General features: G+C 32.4%; 20 protein-coding genes. 15 read left to right on the plus strand and 5 right to left on the minus strand.

Annotated elements, in window-relative coordinates:
- Positions 1 to 3: 3 nt before the first annotated feature.
- The 4 genes from IM755_RS03045 to hemH form a co-directional block, all read right to left on the minus strand.
- The gene (locus IM755_RS03045) at positions 4 to 780 is read right to left on the minus strand and encodes an enoyl-CoA hydratase/isomerase family protein (RefSeq protein ID WP_194093564.1); all 777 of its coding nucleotides are present in this window, start codon (positions 778 to 780) and stop codon (positions 4 to 6) included.
- A 15-nt stretch (positions 781 to 795) separates the two neighbouring features.
- A complete protein-coding gene (locus IM755_RS03050) occupies positions 796 to 2,208 on the minus strand; it encodes a sensor histidine kinase (RefSeq protein WP_194093565.1) in 1,413 nt (470 codons plus the stop codon).
- 72 nt (positions 2,209 to 2,280) lie between these two features.
- Positions 2,281 to 2,835, minus strand: coding sequence for a CopD family protein (locus IM755_RS03055; RefSeq protein WP_194093566.1), 555 nt, complete (start codon positions 2,833 to 2,835; stop codon positions 2,281 to 2,283).
- Between the two features lie 3 nt (positions 2,836 to 2,838).
- The gene (gene hemH, locus IM755_RS03060; protein ID WP_194093567.1) at positions 2,839 to 3,864 is read right to left on the minus strand and encodes a ferrochelatase; all 1,026 of its coding nucleotides are present in this window, start codon (positions 3,862 to 3,864) and stop codon (positions 2,839 to 2,841) included.
- A gap of 214 nt (positions 3,865 to 4,078) precedes the next feature.
- Here hemH and IM755_RS03065 point away from each other — a divergent pair, with 214 nt between their 5' ends.
- The 6 genes from IM755_RS03065 (at position 4,079) to IM755_RS03090 (ending at position 8,945) form a co-directional block, all read left to right on the plus strand.
- A complete protein-coding gene (locus IM755_RS03065; RefSeq protein WP_194093568.1) occupies positions 4,079 to 4,807 on the plus strand; it encodes a hypothetical protein in 729 nt (242 codons plus the stop codon).
- Positions 4,808 to 4,839: 32 nt separating this feature from the next.
- Positions 4,840 to 5,625 (plus strand): hypothetical protein, encoded by a 786-nt coding sequence (locus IM755_RS03070; protein WP_194093569.1) that lies wholly within the window; start codon positions 4,840 to 4,842, stop codon positions 5,623 to 5,625.
- Positions 5,626 to 5,636: 11 nt separating this feature from the next.
- Positions 5,637 to 6,461, plus strand: a complete 825-nt coding sequence (locus tag IM755_RS03075) for a hypothetical protein (protein WP_194093570.1) — start codon at positions 5,637 to 5,639, stop codon at positions 6,459 to 6,461.
- 112 nt (positions 6,462 to 6,573) lie between these two features.
- On the plus strand, positions 6,574 to 7,329 hold the full coding sequence (locus IM755_RS03080) for a hypothetical protein (protein ID WP_194093571.1): 756 nt from the start codon (positions 6,574 to 6,576) through the stop codon (positions 7,327 to 7,329).
- A 13-nt stretch (positions 7,330 to 7,342) separates the two neighbouring features.
- Positions 7,343 to 8,113 carry a hypothetical protein gene (locus IM755_RS03085; protein WP_194093572.1) on the plus strand — a complete coding sequence of 257 codons (771 nt, stop codon included), beginning with the start codon at positions 7,343 to 7,345 and terminating at the stop codon, positions 8,111 to 8,113.
- A gap of 10 nt (positions 8,114 to 8,123) precedes the next feature.
- The gene (locus IM755_RS03090; RefSeq protein WP_194093573.1) at positions 8,124 to 8,945 is read left to right on the plus strand and encodes a hypothetical protein; all 822 of its coding nucleotides are present in this window, start codon (positions 8,124 to 8,126) and stop codon (positions 8,943 to 8,945) included.
- A gap of 27 nt (positions 8,946 to 8,972) precedes the next feature.
- On the opposite strand, the gene IM755_RS03095 is transcribed toward IM755_RS03090, so the two are convergent.
- Positions 8,973 to 9,845: an AraC family transcriptional regulator gene (locus IM755_RS03095; protein WP_194093574.1), complete on the minus strand. Its 873-nt coding sequence runs from the start codon at positions 9,843 to 9,845 to the stop codon at positions 8,973 to 8,975.
- A gap of 229 nt (positions 9,846 to 10,074) precedes the next feature.
- Between IM755_RS03095 and hemA the strand changes: the two genes are divergently transcribed.
- From hemA to hemF, 9 genes are read left to right on the plus strand one after another with little or no spacing between them, the layout of a single operon-like run.
- Positions 10,075 to 11,331 carry a glutamyl-tRNA reductase gene (hemA, locus tag IM755_RS03100; protein WP_194093575.1) on the plus strand — a complete coding sequence of 419 codons (1,257 nt, stop codon included), beginning with the start codon at positions 10,075 to 10,077 and terminating at the stop codon, positions 11,329 to 11,331.
- Positions 11,328 to 12,248 (plus strand): hydroxymethylbilane synthase, encoded by a 921-nt coding sequence (gene hemC / locus IM755_RS03105; RefSeq protein ID WP_194094453.1) that lies wholly within the window; start codon positions 11,328 to 11,330, stop codon positions 12,246 to 12,248. The genes hemA and hemC overlap by 4 nt, the downstream gene beginning before the upstream one ends.
- Positions 12,249 to 12,260: 12 nt before the next feature.
- A complete protein-coding gene (locus IM755_RS03110; RefSeq protein ID WP_194093576.1) occupies positions 12,261 to 14,003 on the plus strand; it encodes a TrkH family potassium uptake protein in 1,743 nt (580 codons plus the stop codon).
- Positions 14,004 to 14,013: 10 nt separating this feature from the next.
- Positions 14,014 to 14,721, plus strand: a complete 708-nt coding sequence (locus IM755_RS03115; RefSeq protein WP_194093577.1) for a potassium channel family protein — start codon at positions 14,014 to 14,016, stop codon at positions 14,719 to 14,721.
- 1 nt (position 14,722) lies between these two features.
- On the plus strand, positions 14,723 to 15,382 hold the full coding sequence (locus IM755_RS03120) for a uroporphyrinogen-III synthase (protein ID WP_194093578.1): 660 nt from the start codon (positions 14,723 to 14,725) through the stop codon (positions 15,380 to 15,382).
- Between the two features lie 29 nt (positions 15,383 to 15,411).
- A complete protein-coding gene (gene hemE, locus IM755_RS03125; protein ID WP_194093579.1) occupies positions 15,412 to 16,437 on the plus strand; it encodes a uroporphyrinogen decarboxylase in 1,026 nt (341 codons plus the stop codon).
- A gap of 12 nt (positions 16,438 to 16,449) precedes the next feature.
- On the plus strand, positions 16,450 to 16,986 hold the full coding sequence (locus tag IM755_RS03130) for a GNAT family N-acetyltransferase (protein WP_194093580.1): 537 nt from the start codon (positions 16,450 to 16,452) through the stop codon (positions 16,984 to 16,986).
- A 6-nt stretch (positions 16,987 to 16,992) separates the two neighbouring features.
- Complete coding sequence (locus tag IM755_RS03135; RefSeq protein WP_194093581.1) at positions 16,993 to 18,096, plus strand: tetratricopeptide repeat protein; 1,104 nt, start codon at positions 16,993 to 16,995, stop codon at positions 18,094 to 18,096.
- 1 nt (position 18,097) lies between these two features.
- Entirely contained in the window at positions 18,098 to 19,000 is a 903-nt protein-coding gene (gene hemF / locus IM755_RS03140; RefSeq protein WP_194093582.1) for an oxygen-dependent coproporphyrinogen oxidase, read from the plus strand.
- Positions 19,001 to 19,012: the final 12 nt, after the last annotated feature.

Here is a 19,012-nt window from a genome sequence, read left to right on the forward strand (position 1 = left end):
AATTTATTTTCCTGGAAATTCTGCTTTTCTTTTTTCTAAAAACGCCGTTGTTCCTTCTTTAAAATCTTCTGTTCCAAAAGAAAGACCAAAGTTTTTAATTTCTACTTCATAACCGTTTGTTCCATCTTCAAAATTGGCATTAATTGCTTCAATTGCTTTGGCGATAGCTACACTTGAATTTTTTGTGATTTTTGTTGCAATTCCTGTAGCCAATTCTAACAATTCTGCTTGTGGAACAACATGGTTTACTAAGCCGTAGTTTTTAGCGGTTTCTGCATCAATCATTCCTGCTGTCATAATCATTTCCATAGCACGACCTTTTCCTACTAATTGTGCTAAACGTTGTGTTCCTCCATAACCTGGAATAACTCCTAACGTTACTTCAGGTAATCCCATTTTTGCGTTATCTGATGCTACTCTAAAATGACATGACATCGCTAATTCTAATCCACCACCTAAAGCAAAACCATTAACTGCTGCAATTACTGGAGTGCTTAAATTTTGAACAAAATCAAACAACAATCTTTGTCCTTCAGCAGCTAATTTTCCGCCTTCTTCTACTGAAAAATTGGCGAATTCAGAAATATCGGCTCCGGCAACAAAAGCTTTTTCTCCGCTACCCGTTACAATAATTGCTTTAACTGATTTATCTTCATTTAATGATTTAAATCCTTCGTGTAATTCTTGAATAGTTGCCTTATTTAAGGCGTTTAATTTCGTTGGTCTGTTAATCGTTACAATTGCAATAGCATCTTGTTTTTCAATAAGAATATTTTCCATTTTTGTTTGTTTTGATTATTTATTTATTGGGAAAGAAACCAAAAATTCAGTCCCTACATTTGGTTCCGTTTCAAAGGTAATGGTTCCGTTATAATTTTCTATGATATTTTTAATAATGGCCAAACCAAGTCCCATTCCACTTGATTTTGTTGTAAATTTTGGTTCAAAAACGCGTTCCTGATTTTCTTTTGAAATTCCTTTTCCGTTGTCTTTTACTGCAATTTTAACCTCGTTATCTTGTCTAAAAACGGTAACAAAAACCAATTTATTTTCTTGCTCTTCAGGTATGGCTTGAATAGCATTTTTTACCAAATTCGTAATCACACGAATTAGCTGTGTTCGATCTAATTTAGCGATAATTTCGTCTTCCAATGCTGAAAACTGAATATAATCTTCATTAAAAATTTCCAAAGCCATTTTTACAATTCGAACCACATTTAAAGTCTCATTTTGCTGTGCTGGCATGGTTGCAAAATTTGAAAAAGCACCCGCAACAGCCGTCATCGTATCAATTTGCTGTAAAATAGTTTTAGTGTAATCGTCTAGTTTTTGAGTGATATTTGGATCGTTTGCATCAAACTTTCTTTGAAAACTTTGTACGGTTAATCGCATTGGTGTCAATGGATTTTTGATTTCATGTGCTACTTGTTTTGCCATTTCGCGCCAAGCTTGCTCTCTTTCACTTTGTGCTAAAATGGTGGCACTTTCTTCTAACTTATCCACCATATTATTATACGAATTAATCAATAAGTTAATCTCTTTACTACCGTCTTCAATTACAATTTTCTCGTTACGTTGATCCAATTGCGTCTCTTCCATTTTATCACTAATAATCTTCAACGATTTTGTAATATAACTTGATAAGAAATAAGATAAGATAATCGAAATTAAAAACATAAAAACATAAACCTGTCCAAAACGAATTAAGAAATTTTGAACTTCATTGTCATAAAATTCTGTGTTTTCTTCGTATGGCAAATTTAAAATTCCCATGGGTTTAAACTTGGTATCCTTTAAATAAGAATAAGAAGAACGAAACGATTGACCGTCAATCTTTGAAAATTCTATGTAACGTTTATCCAATGAAGATTGAATAATTTTTAATGTGGATGGATTTATTTTTGGCTTGTCTTTATCTAATTTAAAAATGGCTTTCGACGAAATCAACAACTTACCTTGTAAATCGAAAAAATTAATTTCCATACTGTGGATATCCGATAACTCAAAGATTTTATCCTTAAAAATTAAGGGAATATTTTCTGTTGTTAATGGATAAGTTGTTGTTTGAAGCACATAATTAATGTGTTCCGTAATTGCAACTTCTTTTCGCTCTAGTCGATCTTGATGATATTCTCTAGCTTCTTTTCTAAATTGATAAATGGAAACCGCAGCTATAAGGACAGACGCAATAAGCGTTAAGAATATCATAGAAAGAAATATTCTTACCCGTAACGAAAGATTTTTAAAATTGAATATTCTATCCATTAGTTGCGCTAAAAATTAGCTGTTATTTTTTTCTCGGATTTTCTTGTATAATTTATATCCTAACATTAATAGAATTGAAAAAACAATAATTCCAATAACGCCAAAAATCCAATTAATTGCATTTTTTAAAATTACTAAAAAAACTACAGCAAAAAGAATTATAGTAGCGCCTTCGTTCCATATTCTAAAAAAACTAGATGTGTATTTTACCTCATTGTTTTGCAATTTTTTAAATATTTGATGGCATTTTAAATGATACAAATACAATAAAAACACAAATGCTAATTTTACATGCATCCAAGGTTGAGTTAACCAAACTTTGCCTACTTCAGTAAAAAACAACATCCAAAAAGCAAAAACACTCGCCAAAACAGCACTTGGCCAAGTAATGATATACCACAAACGGTATTGCATTAATTGGTATTGTTTTATTAAAATATCTTGCTCAAGCTGAGGCTTTTGTTTTGCTTCGGCGTGATACACAAATAAACGCACAATGTAAAACAACCCAGCAAACCAAGTGATTACAAAGATTAAATGTAGTGATTTTATGTAGTTGTAAAGTTCCATTTTTTATTGATTTTGAAAAGCCCATTGGTCAATCCAACGGCTCATGGTTTTTACCCAGTCGTCACTATCATTTAAACAAGGAATAGATAAGAAATGTTCGCCTCCATTTTCTTCAAAACTTTCTGCAGCTTCCATTCCAATTTCCTCTAAAGTTTCCAAACAATCTGAAACGAACGCAGGAGTTACAACAGCTAAATTTTTAATACCTTTTTGAGCTAATCCATCAATAGTAGCATCGGTATAAGGTTGTAACCATGGATCGCGACCTAGACGTGATTGAAAAGAAGTGCTGTATTTTCCTTCTTCCAAACCTAAAAACTCTGCAACCTGTCTTGTAGTTTCATAACATTGATGTCGGTAGCAGAACTCATGTGCTTTTGAAGGTGTATTACAACAACTTCCATCTATTTTACAGTGCGATTTCGTGACATCTGATTTTCTAATATGACGCTCTGGAACCCCATGATACGAAAACAATAAATAATCCGATTTAAAATTATCTAAAGCCGATTTAATAGAATTAGACAAATCACGAATGTAATCAGGTTGGTTATAAAAAGCTGGAAGAACCGTGAATTCCATCTTTGGGAATTTTTTTTTACGGATTTCCTCTGCTAATACTAAAATAGTTTCAGTAGTTGCCATTGCAAATTGAGGATACAATGGAATTAATAAAACTTCATCTACACCTTGATTGTATAATTCTTTTAAACCAAATTCGATACTAGGATTTCCGTAACGCATAGCTAAACCAACAGGAATACTTACCTGTTCTTGAACTTTATTTTGTAACCGTTTTGATAAGACAATTAATGGTGAACCTTCTTCCCACCAAATTTTTTTGTAAGCTTTCGCTGATTTTTTTGGACGAGTATTCAGAATAATTCCTTTTACTAAAAGCGCTCTAAGTAAATAAGGGATATCTATAACGCGTTCATCCATTAAGAACTCATCTAAATATTTTCTAACATCTTTAGGTTCAGGGCTATCAGGTGAACCTAGATTAATTAATAGTACTCCTTTTTTCATTTTCTTTTTTTTTCAAAAATACTACATAAATATTAAAAAAAATATATAGTAAGATTAATCTTAAATCAAAAGCAACCATTTGTCGTTAAAAATATGTATTTTATCGAAATTATGTTAAAATTATAGTATTATTAACAATAATATTTTTTTGTATTTAAATATTGTTTAATTTAGTAACAGAATTATTGAATTATTAATAATAAAATATTTGGCTATGGAGAAAAATTACATAACTTTTGCAATATTATTAATATCATGTTCTGTCATTTCCCAAACAAAAGGAGTTGGTATTAACGAAACGGATCCTCAACAAGCATTACATCTTGGTTCATCTAATGGAACCATTAGAGTGGATGGCCTCAATAGTACTAATTCCACTTACAATGGCGGTGGTACAGAAACCTATCCTTTGTACGTGGATGGCAATGGTAACTTAACTTTGGAGTTTAAACCGCTATACAATAGTAATGGCTCTGATGCTTTAGATCATGCTACCTTACCTGGTTCAATAGTAACGCTTCCAGCTGGCGATAACGATGGCACTATTACTGGTGAACTCTTTAATTTTACAATTGCTGTTAACAGAGCTTCTATTCTAGAAGTAAAATACAACGTAAGCATGGATGTCTTCAGCACTCCAGCTGAAGCTGTAATAACAGATAGAAGAGCAAGAAGAATAAACACTTTTTTTCAAGTAAATGGAGTTGGTAGAAAATACGGACATGCCGGAAAGTGCTACACCGGAGGCAGTGCTGATAGTGAAACAGGAAAATTATTTAACACTTCTACTTCTTACATCTCTCTTCCAGCTGCTGGATCATATGTAATACGTTTTTATGGTGAAGTTTCATCAGGAATTACAGGAAGTACAGCAAATACGGGTCTTGCAACTTGTGTAAAATTTGCTAGAGGAAATGATTCATTACTTTTTAGACTGCATTGATTTTTTGTTTATAAATTTTAATCCCCAAAATTATGAATAACAAATACTTATACATATTATTATGTTCGTCTATTGGATTTAGTCAAGTTGGAATAGGAACTACAAACCCACAAGAGGAACTACATTTAACTGGAACAACTTCTACAATTAGAATAGAAGGTCTAAGCACTGCAAATAATCCATTAAATGATGGAGTAAAAAATGCTCGTGTTTACGTAACTGGAAATGGAAATTTAACTCTTACTCCTCCAAGTTATGTAGCTGGGGGGAGTGGAAATGGAAATTTACCAATAAATTTTTTAATTGATGTTCCTAACTTTATTCCAGATAATATTGATGGTCTACCTGCGCCATATGATAGCTTAGGAAGAATTATTAATAGTGATTTAACTCAAGAAACGGTTGAAGGTTTTATTTACAGTGTTACTTTCACTGTTCCAGCTGCTTGCACTGTAGAAGTAAAACACGGAGTAACTTTAGTTGTATCTGGAATAAATATGCTTATACCTCCTCGATTGGCTTACATTAACGATAGCAAAACAAGAACCATCCAAACTTACTTTTGTTTTGACATTAATAATGATGGCTTAAGTGTTGCTGAAAAAGCAATACAATACGGAAACAAAGGTCAATTTTATTGCTCAGTAGCTGGCGGCTCATTAGGATATCCTTATATGAATAGTCAAGGTTACGCAACTTTGCCTCCAGGAACTCACTCAATTCATTTTTTTGGAATTGTTCAAGATTCGCCAAACACATTTACAAGCGTAGGTTTTGGAGGAGCAACAGACTACCTAAAGCTTCGTGTATATAACTAAATCCTACTATTATGAGAAAATATTACGCACTATTTATTTTTACATATTCTTCAGTTTTTTTTGGTCAAGTAGGTGTTAATACAACAAACCCTCAAGAAGAATTACATGTAGGTGGTTCAAATTCAACGATTAGAATTGAAGGATTGAATACCCCAAATAATATAAATAATTTAGGCACAGCATCATCAACACCCGTGTATGTTGATGCTGATGGCGATTTAGTACTAGGAACTTTAGCTGATAATGTAGAAATTCTATTTGACTCAGAAAATTACCTTGTTGATGTTCAAGACCCAACTTCATTAATTAACCAAGTTGGAAGTGGTGCTGGATTTAGTCAAGGAGGAATTCCGATTGGAGGAACCGCAATTTCATTTACCTTAACTAAACCAGCTATTGTAGAAGTAAATTATTCTGTTACTTGGAATGTGGGAAAAAACGTTACAGCAACATCTAGAATTGATGATTTTAGAGCTAGAATTGTTCAAACAGCAATGTATTTTAGACAAAATAATTATCTAGGCCCAGCAGTTATAAATGATTATTATGGAAACCCAATAAATGGAGGGCCATGGTGTATTACAAGTAATTGTATGGAATTAGGAGGTCTATTAGCAATAAATGGACAATTTTATAACAATATTATCCAAAACCAAGGTGAGTGGAAAAATTTTAGAAATACTGCTTCTGATTATGTTGTTTTAGGACCAGGTACATATACTCCAATGTTTGCTGCTCAGTTAGCAGTTGGTGACACTGCAGGTACAGGAGCTGTAAAATTATATTTGGGAGTTGGAATGGATGAAGTTCAAATAGTTGCATATTATTTTAACTAAAACTTTTATTAAAAAACACATTTAATCGAAAAAAAATACATTTAATCGATTTTTAACAACATTTTGTTGATTATCAGAAAAATAATTAGATTTTTGAACAAAAAGGTAGAGCATGAAATCAAAAATTATTTTTCTGATAGTTTTTTTTATTGGAGTAAACTCAAAAGCACAAGTTAGCGGTGTCGGAATCAATGAAGACAATCCACAACAGGCACTCCATCTAGGTTCTCAAACGGGAACAATTCGTGTAGATGGATTAAATTCAACAAACAATACATTCAACGGTGGAGGTGCTGACCAAACCTATCCTTTGTATGTTGACCACAATGGAGATTTAACACTTAAAGTTTCCGCATTCCAAAACAGTGATGGATCAGATGCTTACACAACATCAGGAATTAATGGATCTGTTGCAATTACTCTTGCCCAACTACCAAATGATGGTTATGAAACTGTTGAGATAACTTCATACACTTTTACAGTTGCAAGAAATACAACTTTGGAAATAAAATATTCTTTGAGTGTTGAAGTTTTTGCTAATAGCGCATTAACAATAATAAAAGATCAATATGCCAGAAATATTACAAATTTCTTTACATTAGACGCAGCTACTTTAACTTCTACTACGAGAAGATATGCTCCAAGTTCAAAATGCTACTTTAACAGAAATGACATAGTTTCAAATCCAGTGGCAGTTCCGGATGCTGCTACAGGATATATCTACAATAGCGGCACAACCTATATGAATTTAACACCCGGTACTCATACCGTTAGGTTTTATGGAACAGTTTGCTCAGGCTCCGCGAATAGAGCAACATATGTTAGATTTGCTGGTGGACCAGATTCTATTTTCATTCGTTTATACTAATTCTTGACATTCTATGAAAAAAACAGTATTTTATATAACATTAATTTTTTCTTGTAACCTTTCATTTGCTCAAGTAGGAATTGGAACGAATAATCCTCAACAAGAATTACACATAGCTGGATCAAATTCAACTATTCGTATCGAAAGTTTAAATTCAACAAATGAGCCAGCACTAAACGTTCCTCCTAAATTAGCCCCTGTTTATGTAACTGGAGATGGAGATTTAACACTTAACCCTCCAGGTTTTACTACTGGTGGTGGGGTAGGTACAAATGAACCATTAAACTTTTTAATCAGTATTCCAAATTTTGTTCCTAACGGACCTTTTGGAGATGGAACCGTAGTTGCTAACCCAGTTGGTGTTAACTCTGCATCAAATCAAATTGTTTCTGTCCCATTTTCAAGCCCTCAAGAAGCCTTAATTGAAGTTCGTTATGCTATGACCATTGATCTTTCGGACCAATTTTTACCAGCTGCTTCAGCATCTACTTTTAATGATATTTCTGCTAGAGCTGTTCGCTGTTTTTTCTATATAGATTTAAATAGTGATGGGTTAGATGCAACAGAATTATCAAAACGTTATGGATTACATGGTGAAGCTTACACATCTTATACTCAAGGTTCAGTTGGTTATGCTTTTATCCATGGTGTTGGTTATGGAAATATACCGGCAGGAAATCATTCTTTAGTTTTCTATGGTGAAACCGTTGATGGAAACAATAGAGATACTTATGTTGGTTTCGGTGGTTCTTCAGATTATTTAAAAATTCGTATTTACAACTAAAAGATTACTCATGAAAAAAATATTTTCCATTATATCTATTTTTATATCACTAATTTCATTAGGTCAGGTTGGTATAAATAATACAAATCCTCAGGAAGAATTACATGTTTCTGGAACCAATTCTACAATTCGAATCGAAGGATTAAATGCAACAAACAACCCATTGAACTTAGGAATTAAAGAAAACACTCGAGTATACGCTAACTCTAATGGTGATTTGGTTTTAAATAATGCTCCGACTAACATTGAGGTACTTTTTAATCCAGCTAATTATTTAGCCGATCCATTAGATACAGGAGGTGCGGATTCAAACCAAGTTAACCAAACAGGTGTTGGTTCTGGTTATTCTCAAGCCGGATGGCCTCGACAATCAGGCGCAGGCTTATCAACATTCACATTAACTAAACCTGCAATTGTTGAGATTAATTACGCAATATCTTATGAAATATATAAATCAGGAATTCCAATTGATGATTATCATGCACGTACAGCACAATTTTATGTTTATTTAAGACAAACTGGACCATCAGGTGCAATTGTTACAACCGATTATGACGGCAACGCTATAGACTTCGCTGGAAATCCAGGAGCAATGGGATACAGCGGAAATTTTTATACTAACGGAAGTAGTCTAGGCGCTGGTGGCGGAGAAGGATTTGATAAAAAATTCTATGCAACAGGGCATGATTATGTAAAATTAGGACCAGGCACTTATTGTCCAATGTTTGCAGGAATATTATTTGTTGCAGACACAGGAGGAACTGGAGCTGTTAAAATGCAAATGGGTGGTGGAGAAGACGAAGTTGTTATTATAGCACACTATTATAACTAATAAAAAAAGAGCCTTGGGGCTCTTTTTTTATACATTTGAATTAATAGACATCAAATATTTTTTTGGAGTTGTTCCAAATTTCTTTTTAAAAGCAGCAATAAAATGACTTCCTGTACTGTAACCGATTTTCAATCCCACTTCATTTACATTGTACGAACCACTATCTAACAATTGACGCGCATAATCCATTTTGTAGTCAAATAGAAATCCGTAAACCGTATCACCATAAATTTGTTTGAAACCCATTTTTAGCTTTTTAAGACTCAACCCTACTTGTTCTGACAAAACTTCTAAAGTAGGAGGTTCTGACATATTAGCAATGACAATTTCTTTTGCCTTTTTAATCTTTAAAACGTTTTCTTCATCAATTAAAAATGGGCATTGTTCAGCGTTTGGATCTTCGGAACGATTAAAATACAAACTTAAAAGCTCATATCCCTTTCCTTTATAATATAAGTTTTTGATAAACGAATTTAAATTATAATGGAATATTTGACTCAACACAATTGACATTGAAGGACTAATATCGTTTTCTTTATAATATTTTTTATCCTTATTTTCATCACTTAAAAAAGGAATGTTTTCTGCTTCCGAAGAAAATAATCCATGAAATTTTTTTATCGAAACAATTACCGAAATTATCCAAGTATTAGGAGCCAATTCTAAATGAATAGGTAATTCTTTTTGAGGATTATAAAACAAAAGGGATTTCTCTTCTTTCAAATCCAAAGCATAATTACCTTGATTGAAAATAAATTTACCTTTCCCCTTTAAACCAAAATGAAACTGAATAAGTCCTTGATTTACAGGTTTTTCTATTTTAATTGTTTCGTTACTATCATTCTGAAAACGCAATAAAATAAATTCGTTTTCAATTTTTATTTCTTCTAATGAACCCATAGCGATATTTTTTCGTATATACTTTTGGTTAACAATGAAATATTATTTAGAATTATTCTATATAAACTAATTGTTAGGCCTTGAATACATTACAAATTTAATGGAAATAATAGTAAAAAGATAATATTAGCCTAAAATATCTTTAAGCGACACAAAAAGTACTTTTAGCGTTGTTTTTATAAAATTGGAAAATATAATTTTGTTAAACTTTTAGGAAAGAGTGAGTCATATGGAAAACAATACATTCGCAAAGCATCCAACTTTCTATGCAGTAGGATTGAGTTATAAGAAAGCTGATGCTGAAATGAGAGGGAAATTTAGTTTGGATGAACAAGCCAAAACTAACTTATTACATCAAGCTAAAGCTGAAGGTATTGATAGTTTAATTGTAACCTCTACCTGTAACAGAACTGAAATCTATGGTTTTGCTCAACACCCTTTCCAATTAATCAAATTATTGTGCGAAAACAGTCAAGGAACGGTTGAAGATTTTCAAAAAGTTGCTTTTGTATACAAAAATAGTGAAGCAATTTCACATATGTTTCGTGTGGGAACTGGATTAGACAGTCAAATTTTAGGTGATTTTGAAATCATCAGTCAATTAAAAAACGCATTTGTAAAGAGTAAAGAACTAGATTTAGCCAATGCTTTTTTAGAAAGACTTGTAAATGCAGTTATTCAAGCAAGTAAAAAAATTAAAAACGAAACCGAAATTTCTTCTGGTGCTACTTCAGTGTCTTTTGCTTCGGTTCAATACATTTTTAAAAATGTAGAAGATATTGCTTCGAAAAATATTTTGCTTTTTGGAACAGGAAAAATCGGAAGAAATACTTGTGAAAACTTAGTAAAACATACAAAACACGAACAAATAACATTAATCAACCGAACAAAAGAAAAAGCTGAAAGATTAGCTCGAAAACTTGATGTTATTGTAAAAGACTACGCAGATTTACAAATAGAACTTCAAAAAGCAGATGTGGTAGTGGTAGCAACTGGAGCTCAAAATCCAACAGTTGATAAAGCCATCTTAAATTTGAAAAAACCTTTATTGATTTTAGATTTATCGATTCCTAAAAATGTGAACGAAAATGTAAAAGATATTGAAGGTGTTACGCTTGTTCATATGGATGAGCTTTCGCAAATTACGGATGAAACTTTAGAAAACAGAAAAAAACACATTCCAGCAGCCGAAGCAATTATTGAAGAAATTAAAGACGAATTTATGGCTTGGACCAAACAACGTAAATTTGCACCAACCATACATGCTTTAAAAGCAAAACTGAATACAATTAAAGAGGGAGAATTAAACTTTCAACGTAAAAAATTAGCTAATTTTGACGAAGAACAAGCCGAATTAATTACGGCAAGAATCATTCAAAAAATCACGAATCATTTTGCTAATCATTTAAAAGATGATGAAACTATGGTGGATGAAAGTATTGAATGGATTGAGAAAATTTTCCAATTAGAAACAGTTTCAAAATAATGAGCAAAATAATCCGAATAGGAACTCGTGATAGCGAATTAGCCCTTTGGCAAGCACACACCGTACAAAAAAAATTAAACGATTTAGGTTATCAAACGGAGATTGTTGCCGTAAAATCACAAGGAGATATCATTCTTGATAAACCACTTTACGAATTAGGAATCACTGGAATTTTTACCAAAACCTTAGACATCGCCATGATAAACGGTCAGGTAGATATTGCGGTTCATTCTATGAAAGATGTACCAACTGCTTTACCTATAGGAATTGTTCAAGCTGCCGTTTTAGAACGTGCCAACACAGTTGACATTTTAGTTCATAAAGGCAATTTAGATTTTTTAAATTCGGAAGGAACTATCGCAACTGGAAGTTTACGCAGACAAGCCCAATGGTTAAATAAATATCCAAATCATAACGTCGTAGATTTACGCGGAAATGTAAATACCCGCATGCAAAAACTACAAGATAGCGATTGGAACGGAGCTATTTTTGCAGCAGCAGGCTTAGAACGCATCAATTTAAAACCAGAAAATTATATCGATTTAAGTTGGATGGTTCCAGCACCAGCACAAGGCGCAATGGTTGTAGTCGCTATGGAAAACGATGATTTTTGTAAAGAAGCTTTAGCGAAATTAAACCATACTGAAACCGAAATTTGTACCCACATTGAACGTGAATTCTTAAAAACCCTTGAAGGTGGTTGTACAGCTCCAATTGGTGCTTTGGCAACATTTACTTCAGATAAAATTGATTTTGAAGGCGTTTTGTTCTCTTTAGACGGAAAAGAAAAACACACAATCAAAAAAAGTTGTACTTTTGATTCTTATAAAAACTTCGGAAAAAATTGTGCCGAAGAAATTTTAAACAACGGCGGAAGTGCTTTAATGGAAAGCATTCGTCGTGATTTAAAAAAGTAATTTTATTCCAAAATGGAGAAAGAATCGTTACTCAATTATTTATATCGCTTTTTTGATATCATCGTACTACTTTTTATAGTCTTTGACTTTGGATATGATTTCGAAGAAAACTATAATTCGCCACACGTTATAGGATTAATATTTCTTTCAATAGGTCTATTAGCGTTTAATTCGTTTAAATTTTTTACTTATAAATACAAGAGTAATAAAAAAGTGGCTCTTGCTAACATGATATTATTAGCAGGCATTATGTTGACTTGTGTAATAATTTCATTACTAAATTTAAACTTTTCATCAGATTACATTCTTCAAAAAGTAAAACCAATTTTAGAAGGAGGGCTTATCTTTTATTTTTTACTACGACTTTTAGTTTTAGTACGTCATATTTATGATATTTACTTTAATCCAGCCATTGTATTTGTTGGAAGTTTTATGATTTTAGCCTTAACAGGTGCCTTTTTATTAATGCTACCGAGTGCTACAACAAACGGAATAACTTTTACCAATGCGCTTTTTACTTCTACAAGTGCTGTTTGTGTTACTGGATTAGCAGTTGTAGACACCTCAACCGCTTTTACGACCGTTGGGCAATCCATAATTTTAGTTTTAATTCAATTAGGCGGAATTGGAATATTAACCTTCACTTCTTTCTTTGCTTTCTTTTTTAGAGGAAGTTCATCTTTTAAAGAAGGATTGAATACTAAAGACTTTATTGCACATGAAGGGTTAAGAGATGTTTTTAGAGCAGCCCTTAACGTAGTAATTTTTACCTTGGGAGTTGAAGCCGTAGGTGCTATTTTCATCTATTCCTCTATATTGGAAATTAATACTATAGAAAACAAATTTTTCTTCTCAATTTTCCACTCTATCTCAGCTTTTTGTAACGCTGGCTTTTCAATTTTGTCTGCCGGATTATATGATGAGGCTATACGCTTTGACTATTTTCTTCAATGGATTATTATGACTTTGATTGTTTTAGGAGGATTAGGACACAACATTGTTTTCAATTTCTATCAATACATAAAAAACTATGTCATTGAACTTTTCGAGAAAAAAATAGTACATAAAAAAATTAGAGTAATTACTTTAAATACTAAAATTGTAATCTACACAACTATTATTTTACTTGTAGGCGGTTTTATATTTTTATACATTTCTGAATACAACAACACATTACTAGAACATAAAACATTATTTGGCAAAATAACTGCGGCAAGTTTTAATTCAGTAACTCCAAGAACTGCAGGGTTTAATGCTGTTGACTTTTCTCAAATGAATGTTCCTTCTCTTTTACTAATCATCTTTTTAATGTGGATTGGTGGTTCGCCAGCTTCTACTGCAGGTGGTATTAAAACCAGCACCTTCGCATTAGCAACTTTAAATATATTTGCTGTAGCAAGAGGAAAAAGCAGAATTGAATTTTTTGGCAGAAGAATTTCATCTGAATCTACTTCTCGTGCATTTGCTATTTTGTGTATCTCGTTAATAACAATTGGGATATCAATTGTGGCAATGTTAATTTTTGAACCAAAAGGAACACCATTATTAACCGTTGCTTTTGAATGCTTCTCAGCATATAGTACAGTAGGATTAAGTTTAAACTATACACCAACCGTTACAGAACCAAGTAAATATGTTTTAATTGCTTGTATGTTTATAGGTCGTATTGGAATGCTCAACTTAATGGTCGGTTTATTACGTAGATTGAATCATCAATTTTACGAATATCCAAAAGAAAATATATTAATCAACTAAACTTGTCCAAATGAAAATTATCGTATTTGGTTTAGGAAACTTCGGAATGTCGCTTGCTATCAGTTTAACTGAAACAGGAAACGAAGTAATTGGTGTAGATAAAAACATCGAAAAAGTAAATTTAGTAAAAGATAAAATTTCGCATGCAATTGCATTAGATTCTACTAATGAATTGTCTTACGAAGCTTTACCTTTAAAAGATGCAGATAAAGTAGTGGTAGCCATAGGAGAAAATGAAGGTGCAGCTATTATTACAACAGCCATTATTAAAAAATTGAGTGATGTGAAAATCATCAGCCGAGCTCTGTCGCCTATACACGACACAGTTTTAGAAGCGATGGGAATTCACAGCATTATTCATCCAGAACAAGAATCGGCAGACCGATTAACGAAGCAAATCAACTTTAAATCAACTTTAGAAAACTATCAATTGGATGATAATTTTACCATTTCTGAAGTAAAAGCTAAACCAGAATTCTTTGGAAAAACATTAGCTGAACTTGATTCTATCGATAAATACCATTTAACATTAGTAACCATCATTCGAAAAAGAGAAAAGCGAAATCTTATCGGAAAAAAATCAGTTATAAAAGAAACGATTGGTAGACCCTCTCCAGAAACTGTAGTGTTAGAAGATGATATTTTAGTAGTTTATGGATACAATAAAGATATTGAAACCTATTGTTTAGGGCAAGAAGAACACCAAATTAGAAGCTAAAATGACCCGAATTCTCTCTACAAAAAAACTTTCAAAAGCATTAAAAAACAAACTTTCTGATGCTAAAATTGAACTTGTAGAAAAGAATTTCATTCAAACTAAATCTATTGATTTTGAAACATCTCAACTTAATGAATACTTGGTTTTTACAAGTAAAGAAGCAGTAAAAAGTGTTTTAAAATCGGATGTAAAAAACGTTCATTCCATTTCATGTTTTTGTGTGGGAAGTAAAACCCGAAATTTTCTAGAAAAGAAAGGATTCATTGTTTTGGAAAGTGCCGATTATGCCGAAGAATTAATTCAAATCATCGAATCAAAATATAAAACTAATTCGTTTACTTTCTTTTGTGGAAATATCAGAAGAAATACGATTCCCGATTTTTTTCAGCAAAACAAAATCGTATATAACGAAATTGTCGTATATAAAACCAAGCTGAAACAACACCAAATTAAAGAACCGTTTGATGGTGTTTTGTTTTATAGTCCATCAGGAGTGAATAGTTTTTTAAAGAAGAATTCATTAGAAAACAAAACCTGTTTTTGCATTGGAACCACCACAGCAAAAGCATTAGAAAACAAAACAAACAGCATAATAATTGCATCGCAACCCACCGTTGAAAATGTAATTACCGAAGTAATAAAATATTATAAACGCTTATAGCCAATTGCTTAAAGCATAAAGTATAAAAAATGATTAAGAACGACTTATTTTTACGAGCATTAAAAGGAGAAACTGTTGAACGTCCACCAGTATGGATGATGCGTCAAGCCGGAAGATATTTACCAGAATTTAGAGCTTTACGCGATAAATATGATTTTTTCACCCGATGCGAAACTCCAGAATTAGCTGCTGAAATTACCGTACAACCTATTCGTATTGTAAAACCAGATGCTGCGATTTTATTCTCAGATATTTTAGTAGTGCCGAGAGCAATGGGAATTCACGTTGAATTAAAAGACAATTTAGGTCCGATAATTCCAAATCCTATTCGTACAGCTGAACAAGTAAACCAAGTTTTTGTTCCAAATATTCACGAAACTTTAGGTTACGTGATGGATGCGGTAAAATTAACTAAAGAAATGTTGAACGACGAAGTGCCATTAATTGGTTTCGCTGGTTCGCCATGGACGATTTTCTGTTATGCTGTAGAAGGAAAAGGTTCTAAAAGTTTTGATACAGCAAAAGGATTTTGCTTTTCAAATCCAGTTGCAGCTCACTTATTATTACAAAAAATCACTGATACTACGATTTTATACTTGAAAGAAAAAGTAAAAGCGGGCTGTAATGCAATTCAAATTTTTGATTCTTGGGGCGGAATGCTTTCTCCGGTAGATTATCAAGAATTTTCATGGCAATACATCAACCAAATCGTAGAAGCATTAGCCGAAGAAACAGAAGTAATCGTATTTGGAAAAGGTTGTTGGTTTGCTTTAAACGAAATGTCAAAATCCAAAGCTTCAGCTTTAGGAGTGGATTGGACATGTTCGCCAAGAAACGCGCGTTATTTAACCGGTGGAAACATCACGTTACAAGGAAATTTCGACCCAAGTCGTTTATTATCTCCAATCCCAACCATCAAAAAAATGGTTCACGAAATGATTGACGAATTCGGAAAAGACAAATACATTGTAAACTTAGGCCACGGTATTTTACCAAATATTCCTGTGGATCATGCGAAGGCGTTTGTTGAGGCGGTGAAGGAGTATAAGAAGTAGTTTTTATAACTAATGATAACAACCGATTCATTTCATATAATCACTTTACAAGCAGATGACGCAAAAAGTTTATCTGAAATGATGGTCTTGAATTTTGATAACTTTAAACGGTACTTTCCAATTACGTTGTCAAAAAATCAATCCTTTGCTGATAGTTTAAGTTATATTGAAGAAAAAAGAAAAGAAAACGATTCAAAATCTGAATTTACTTTTGGAATTAAAGATGTTTCAAATTCAAAAATTGCTGGTTTAATTATCATCAAAGAAATAAATTGGGATACCAAACAAGGTGAATTTGCTTATTGTATAAGTAAAGAATACGAAAACAAAGGTTGGATGTCAAAAGCTATTGTGCTAACCTCAAAATATGGATTTGAAGTTTTAGGATTCAATAAATTTCAAATTATTGCTCATAAAACAAATATTGGAAGTTGTAAAGTCGCAGAAAAATGTGGTTTCGATTGGAAAAGAACACTTTTAAATGAATACACACCTCCAAATGAATCTCCATTGGATATGGAATTATATGAATTAGAACATGAAAAATAAATTAAAATGAGAGCAATTTTAACTGTATTTATTTTATTATTTTCAAACTTTATTAATGCGTGCCTTTGGGATAGAGACACTTATGCAATGGAAAAACAAAAGTTTCCAGATGCTTTTGAATTAATAACTGGGAATTTTGACAGGCACTCCAATTCATATTACCAATGGCGTATAGCTAAAATTCAACCTCAAATTGATAAAGGAAATAAAGACCCTTTACTTTTTGATGATTTAGCAGTGGCGTATTCAAAATTAGGCAATGATAAAAAAGCTATTGAGCTTATGAAGCTTAAGGAAAAATTTGCTCCAAATTTATATGAAACATTCGCTAATCTTGGTACTTTTTATATACATGATGGGCAATTTGAAGAAGGATTAATATATATTAATAAAGCTATAAAAATAAATCCTGAGGCGCACTTTGGAAGAGAAATATATCAAAAATACCTTGTTGAATTTATTCTATCAAATAAAAAAAAGGGGTCTGAATCTAACAATTTTTACACCTTTTTATTAGAAAAATACAAAACCAAAAATAATTCAACGAAAGATTTTCTCCCTGAAGATGAAATTAAAAAAGCCGTAAAAGGAATTTTAGGAATGATGCGTTTTGGTAATTATAACTCTCCTATTCTTTTGAATGCTCTTGGAGATGTTTTGCTTAATGAATCATATAGTGAACCTGGAGCTAAAAGGTTATCAGCTATGGCATATATGGCTTCTGATTTATACAATGCCGGTTCAGTTTCTCTCAAAACCAAAGAAAACATTCAAATGTTTTTGAGCATGCAAGAAAGTGATAAAAACACTTACGAAGAATTGCTTAAAGAAGTTAAAAAAGGTATTCTAATTGGGAAAAGCAGATATGCTGAAATTGAAAAAAAAGAATCAAATTGGGTTATCCAAAACAAAGATTTAGATATTGAGTATGCACAAAATTTTTATGCAAAAACAGATTCTACAAATAAGAACAATGTTGCTCAAAATAATCAAAATAGAATTACTAAAAGCGGAGATAAAATATCTAACAAACTAATCATTGGATTAATCATTACATTAGCTATTGTTGGAATTTTTGTAATTGTAAAACTTCGAAAAAAACATATTTAAATTGAAAAATAAATTCTACACCTACATACAAACCCTACAAAATCAAATCTGTAAAGGATTAGAGGACATCGATGGCGGTACCAAATTTCGAGAAGATTTATGGGAACGACCAGAAGGCGGTGGCGGTCGCACACGTGTTATTGAAAACGGAAACGTTTTTGAAAAAGGCGGTGTGAATATCTCAGCCGTTCATGGAAAATTACCTGATACCATGCAAAAAATGTTCGGTGTAGGAGAAGCCGATTTTTTCGCTTGCGGATTGAGTTTAGTAATTCATCCGAAAAATCCGATGGTGCCAACGGTTCATGCGAATTGGCGTTATTTTGAAATGTATGATAAAAACGGCAACATCATCAACCAATGGTTTGGTGGCGGACAAGATTTAACACCATATTATTTGTTTGAAGAAGATGCAAAACATTTTCATCAAACTTGTAAAAATGCTTGCGACAAACATAATCCTGAATTCTATCCCAATTATAAAAAGAAATGTGACGAATACTTTTGGAACGCACATCGATTTGAAGCAAGAGGAATTGGCGGTTTGTTTTTCGATTATCTAAAAGCAACTGAAGTAATTTCAATGGAAGATTGGTTCAATTTTGTAACCGAAGTTGGGAATTCTTTCTTACAAGCTTATGTTCCCATTGTGAAAAAAAGAAAAGATATACCATTTACAGAAGCGCAAAGAACTTGGCAAGAAATTCGTCGAGGTCGTTATGTAGAATTCAATTTGGTTCACGATAAAGGAACACTTTTCGGACTAAAAACCAACGGAAGAATCGAAAGTATCTTAATGAGTTTGCCACCTCATGTACAATGGGTGTACGACCATCATCCAGAAGCAGGAAGTGAAGAAGAAAAATTACTAAAAGTATTAGCAAAACCAATCGATTGGGTATAAAGAAATCCGCTA

The organism is Flavobacterium proteolyticum (genome assembly GCF_015223105.1).
Classification (GTDB): domain Bacteria; phylum Bacteroidota; class Bacteroidia; order Flavobacteriales; family Flavobacteriaceae; genus Flavobacterium; species Flavobacterium proteolyticum.

Coding starts and splice junctions, on each gene's coding strand:
- IM755_RS03135 (WP_194093581.1), top strand. CDS start 16,993: ATGAGAGCAATTTTAACTGTATTTATTTTATTATTTTCAAACTTTATT.
- IM755_RS03110 (WP_194093576.1), top strand. CDS start 12,261: ATGGAGAAAGAATCGTTACTCAATTATTTATATCGCTTTTTTGATATC.
- hemA (WP_194093575.1), top strand. CDS start 10,075: ATGGAAAACAATACATTCGCAAAGCATCCAACTTTCTATGCAGTAGGA.
- IM755_RS03090 (WP_194093573.1), top strand. CDS start 8,124: ATGAAAAAAATATTTTCCATTATATCTATTTTTATATCACTAATTTCA.
- IM755_RS03115 (WP_194093577.1), top strand. CDS start 14,014: ATGAAAATTATCGTATTTGGTTTAGGAAACTTCGGAATGTCGCTTGCT.
- IM755_RS03080 (WP_194093571.1), top strand. CDS start 6,574: ATGAAATCAAAAATTATTTTTCTGATAGTTTTTTTTATTGGAGTAAAC.
- hemH (WP_194093567.1), bottom strand. CDS start 3,864: ATGAAAAAAGGAGTACTATTAATTAATCTAGGTTCACCTGATAGCCCT.
- IM755_RS03070 (WP_194093569.1), top strand. CDS start 4,840: ATGAATAACAAATACTTATACATATTATTATGTTCGTCTATTGGATTT.
- IM755_RS03075 (WP_194093570.1), top strand. CDS start 5,637: ATGAGAAAATATTACGCACTATTTATTTTTACATATTCTTCAGTTTTT.
- IM755_RS03045 (WP_194093564.1), bottom strand. CDS start 780: ATGGAAAATATTCTTATTGAAAAACAAGATGCTATTGCAATTGTAACG.
- IM755_RS03120 (WP_194093578.1), top strand. CDS start 14,723: ATGACCCGAATTCTCTCTACAAAAAAACTTTCAAAAGCATTAAAAAAC.
- IM755_RS03095 (WP_194093574.1), bottom strand. CDS start 9,845: ATGGGTTCATTAGAAGAAATAAAAATTGAAAACGAATTTATTTTATTG.
- IM755_RS03130 (WP_194093580.1), top strand. CDS start 16,450: ATGATAACAACCGATTCATTTCATATAATCACTTTACAAGCAGATGAC.
- IM755_RS03065 (WP_194093568.1), top strand. CDS start 4,079: ATGGAGAAAAATTACATAACTTTTGCAATATTATTAATATCATGTTCT.
- IM755_RS03055 (WP_194093566.1), bottom strand. CDS start 2,835: ATGGAACTTTACAACTACATAAAATCACTACATTTAATCTTTGTAATC.
- hemE (WP_194093579.1), top strand. CDS start 15,412: ATGATTAAGAACGACTTATTTTTACGAGCATTAAAAGGAGAAACTGTT.
- IM755_RS03085 (WP_194093572.1), top strand. CDS start 7,343: ATGAAAAAAACAGTATTTTATATAACATTAATTTTTTCTTGTAACCTT.
- IM755_RS03050 (WP_194093565.1), bottom strand. CDS start 2,208: ATGATATTCTTAACGCTTATTGCGTCTGTCCTTATAGCTGCGGTTTCC.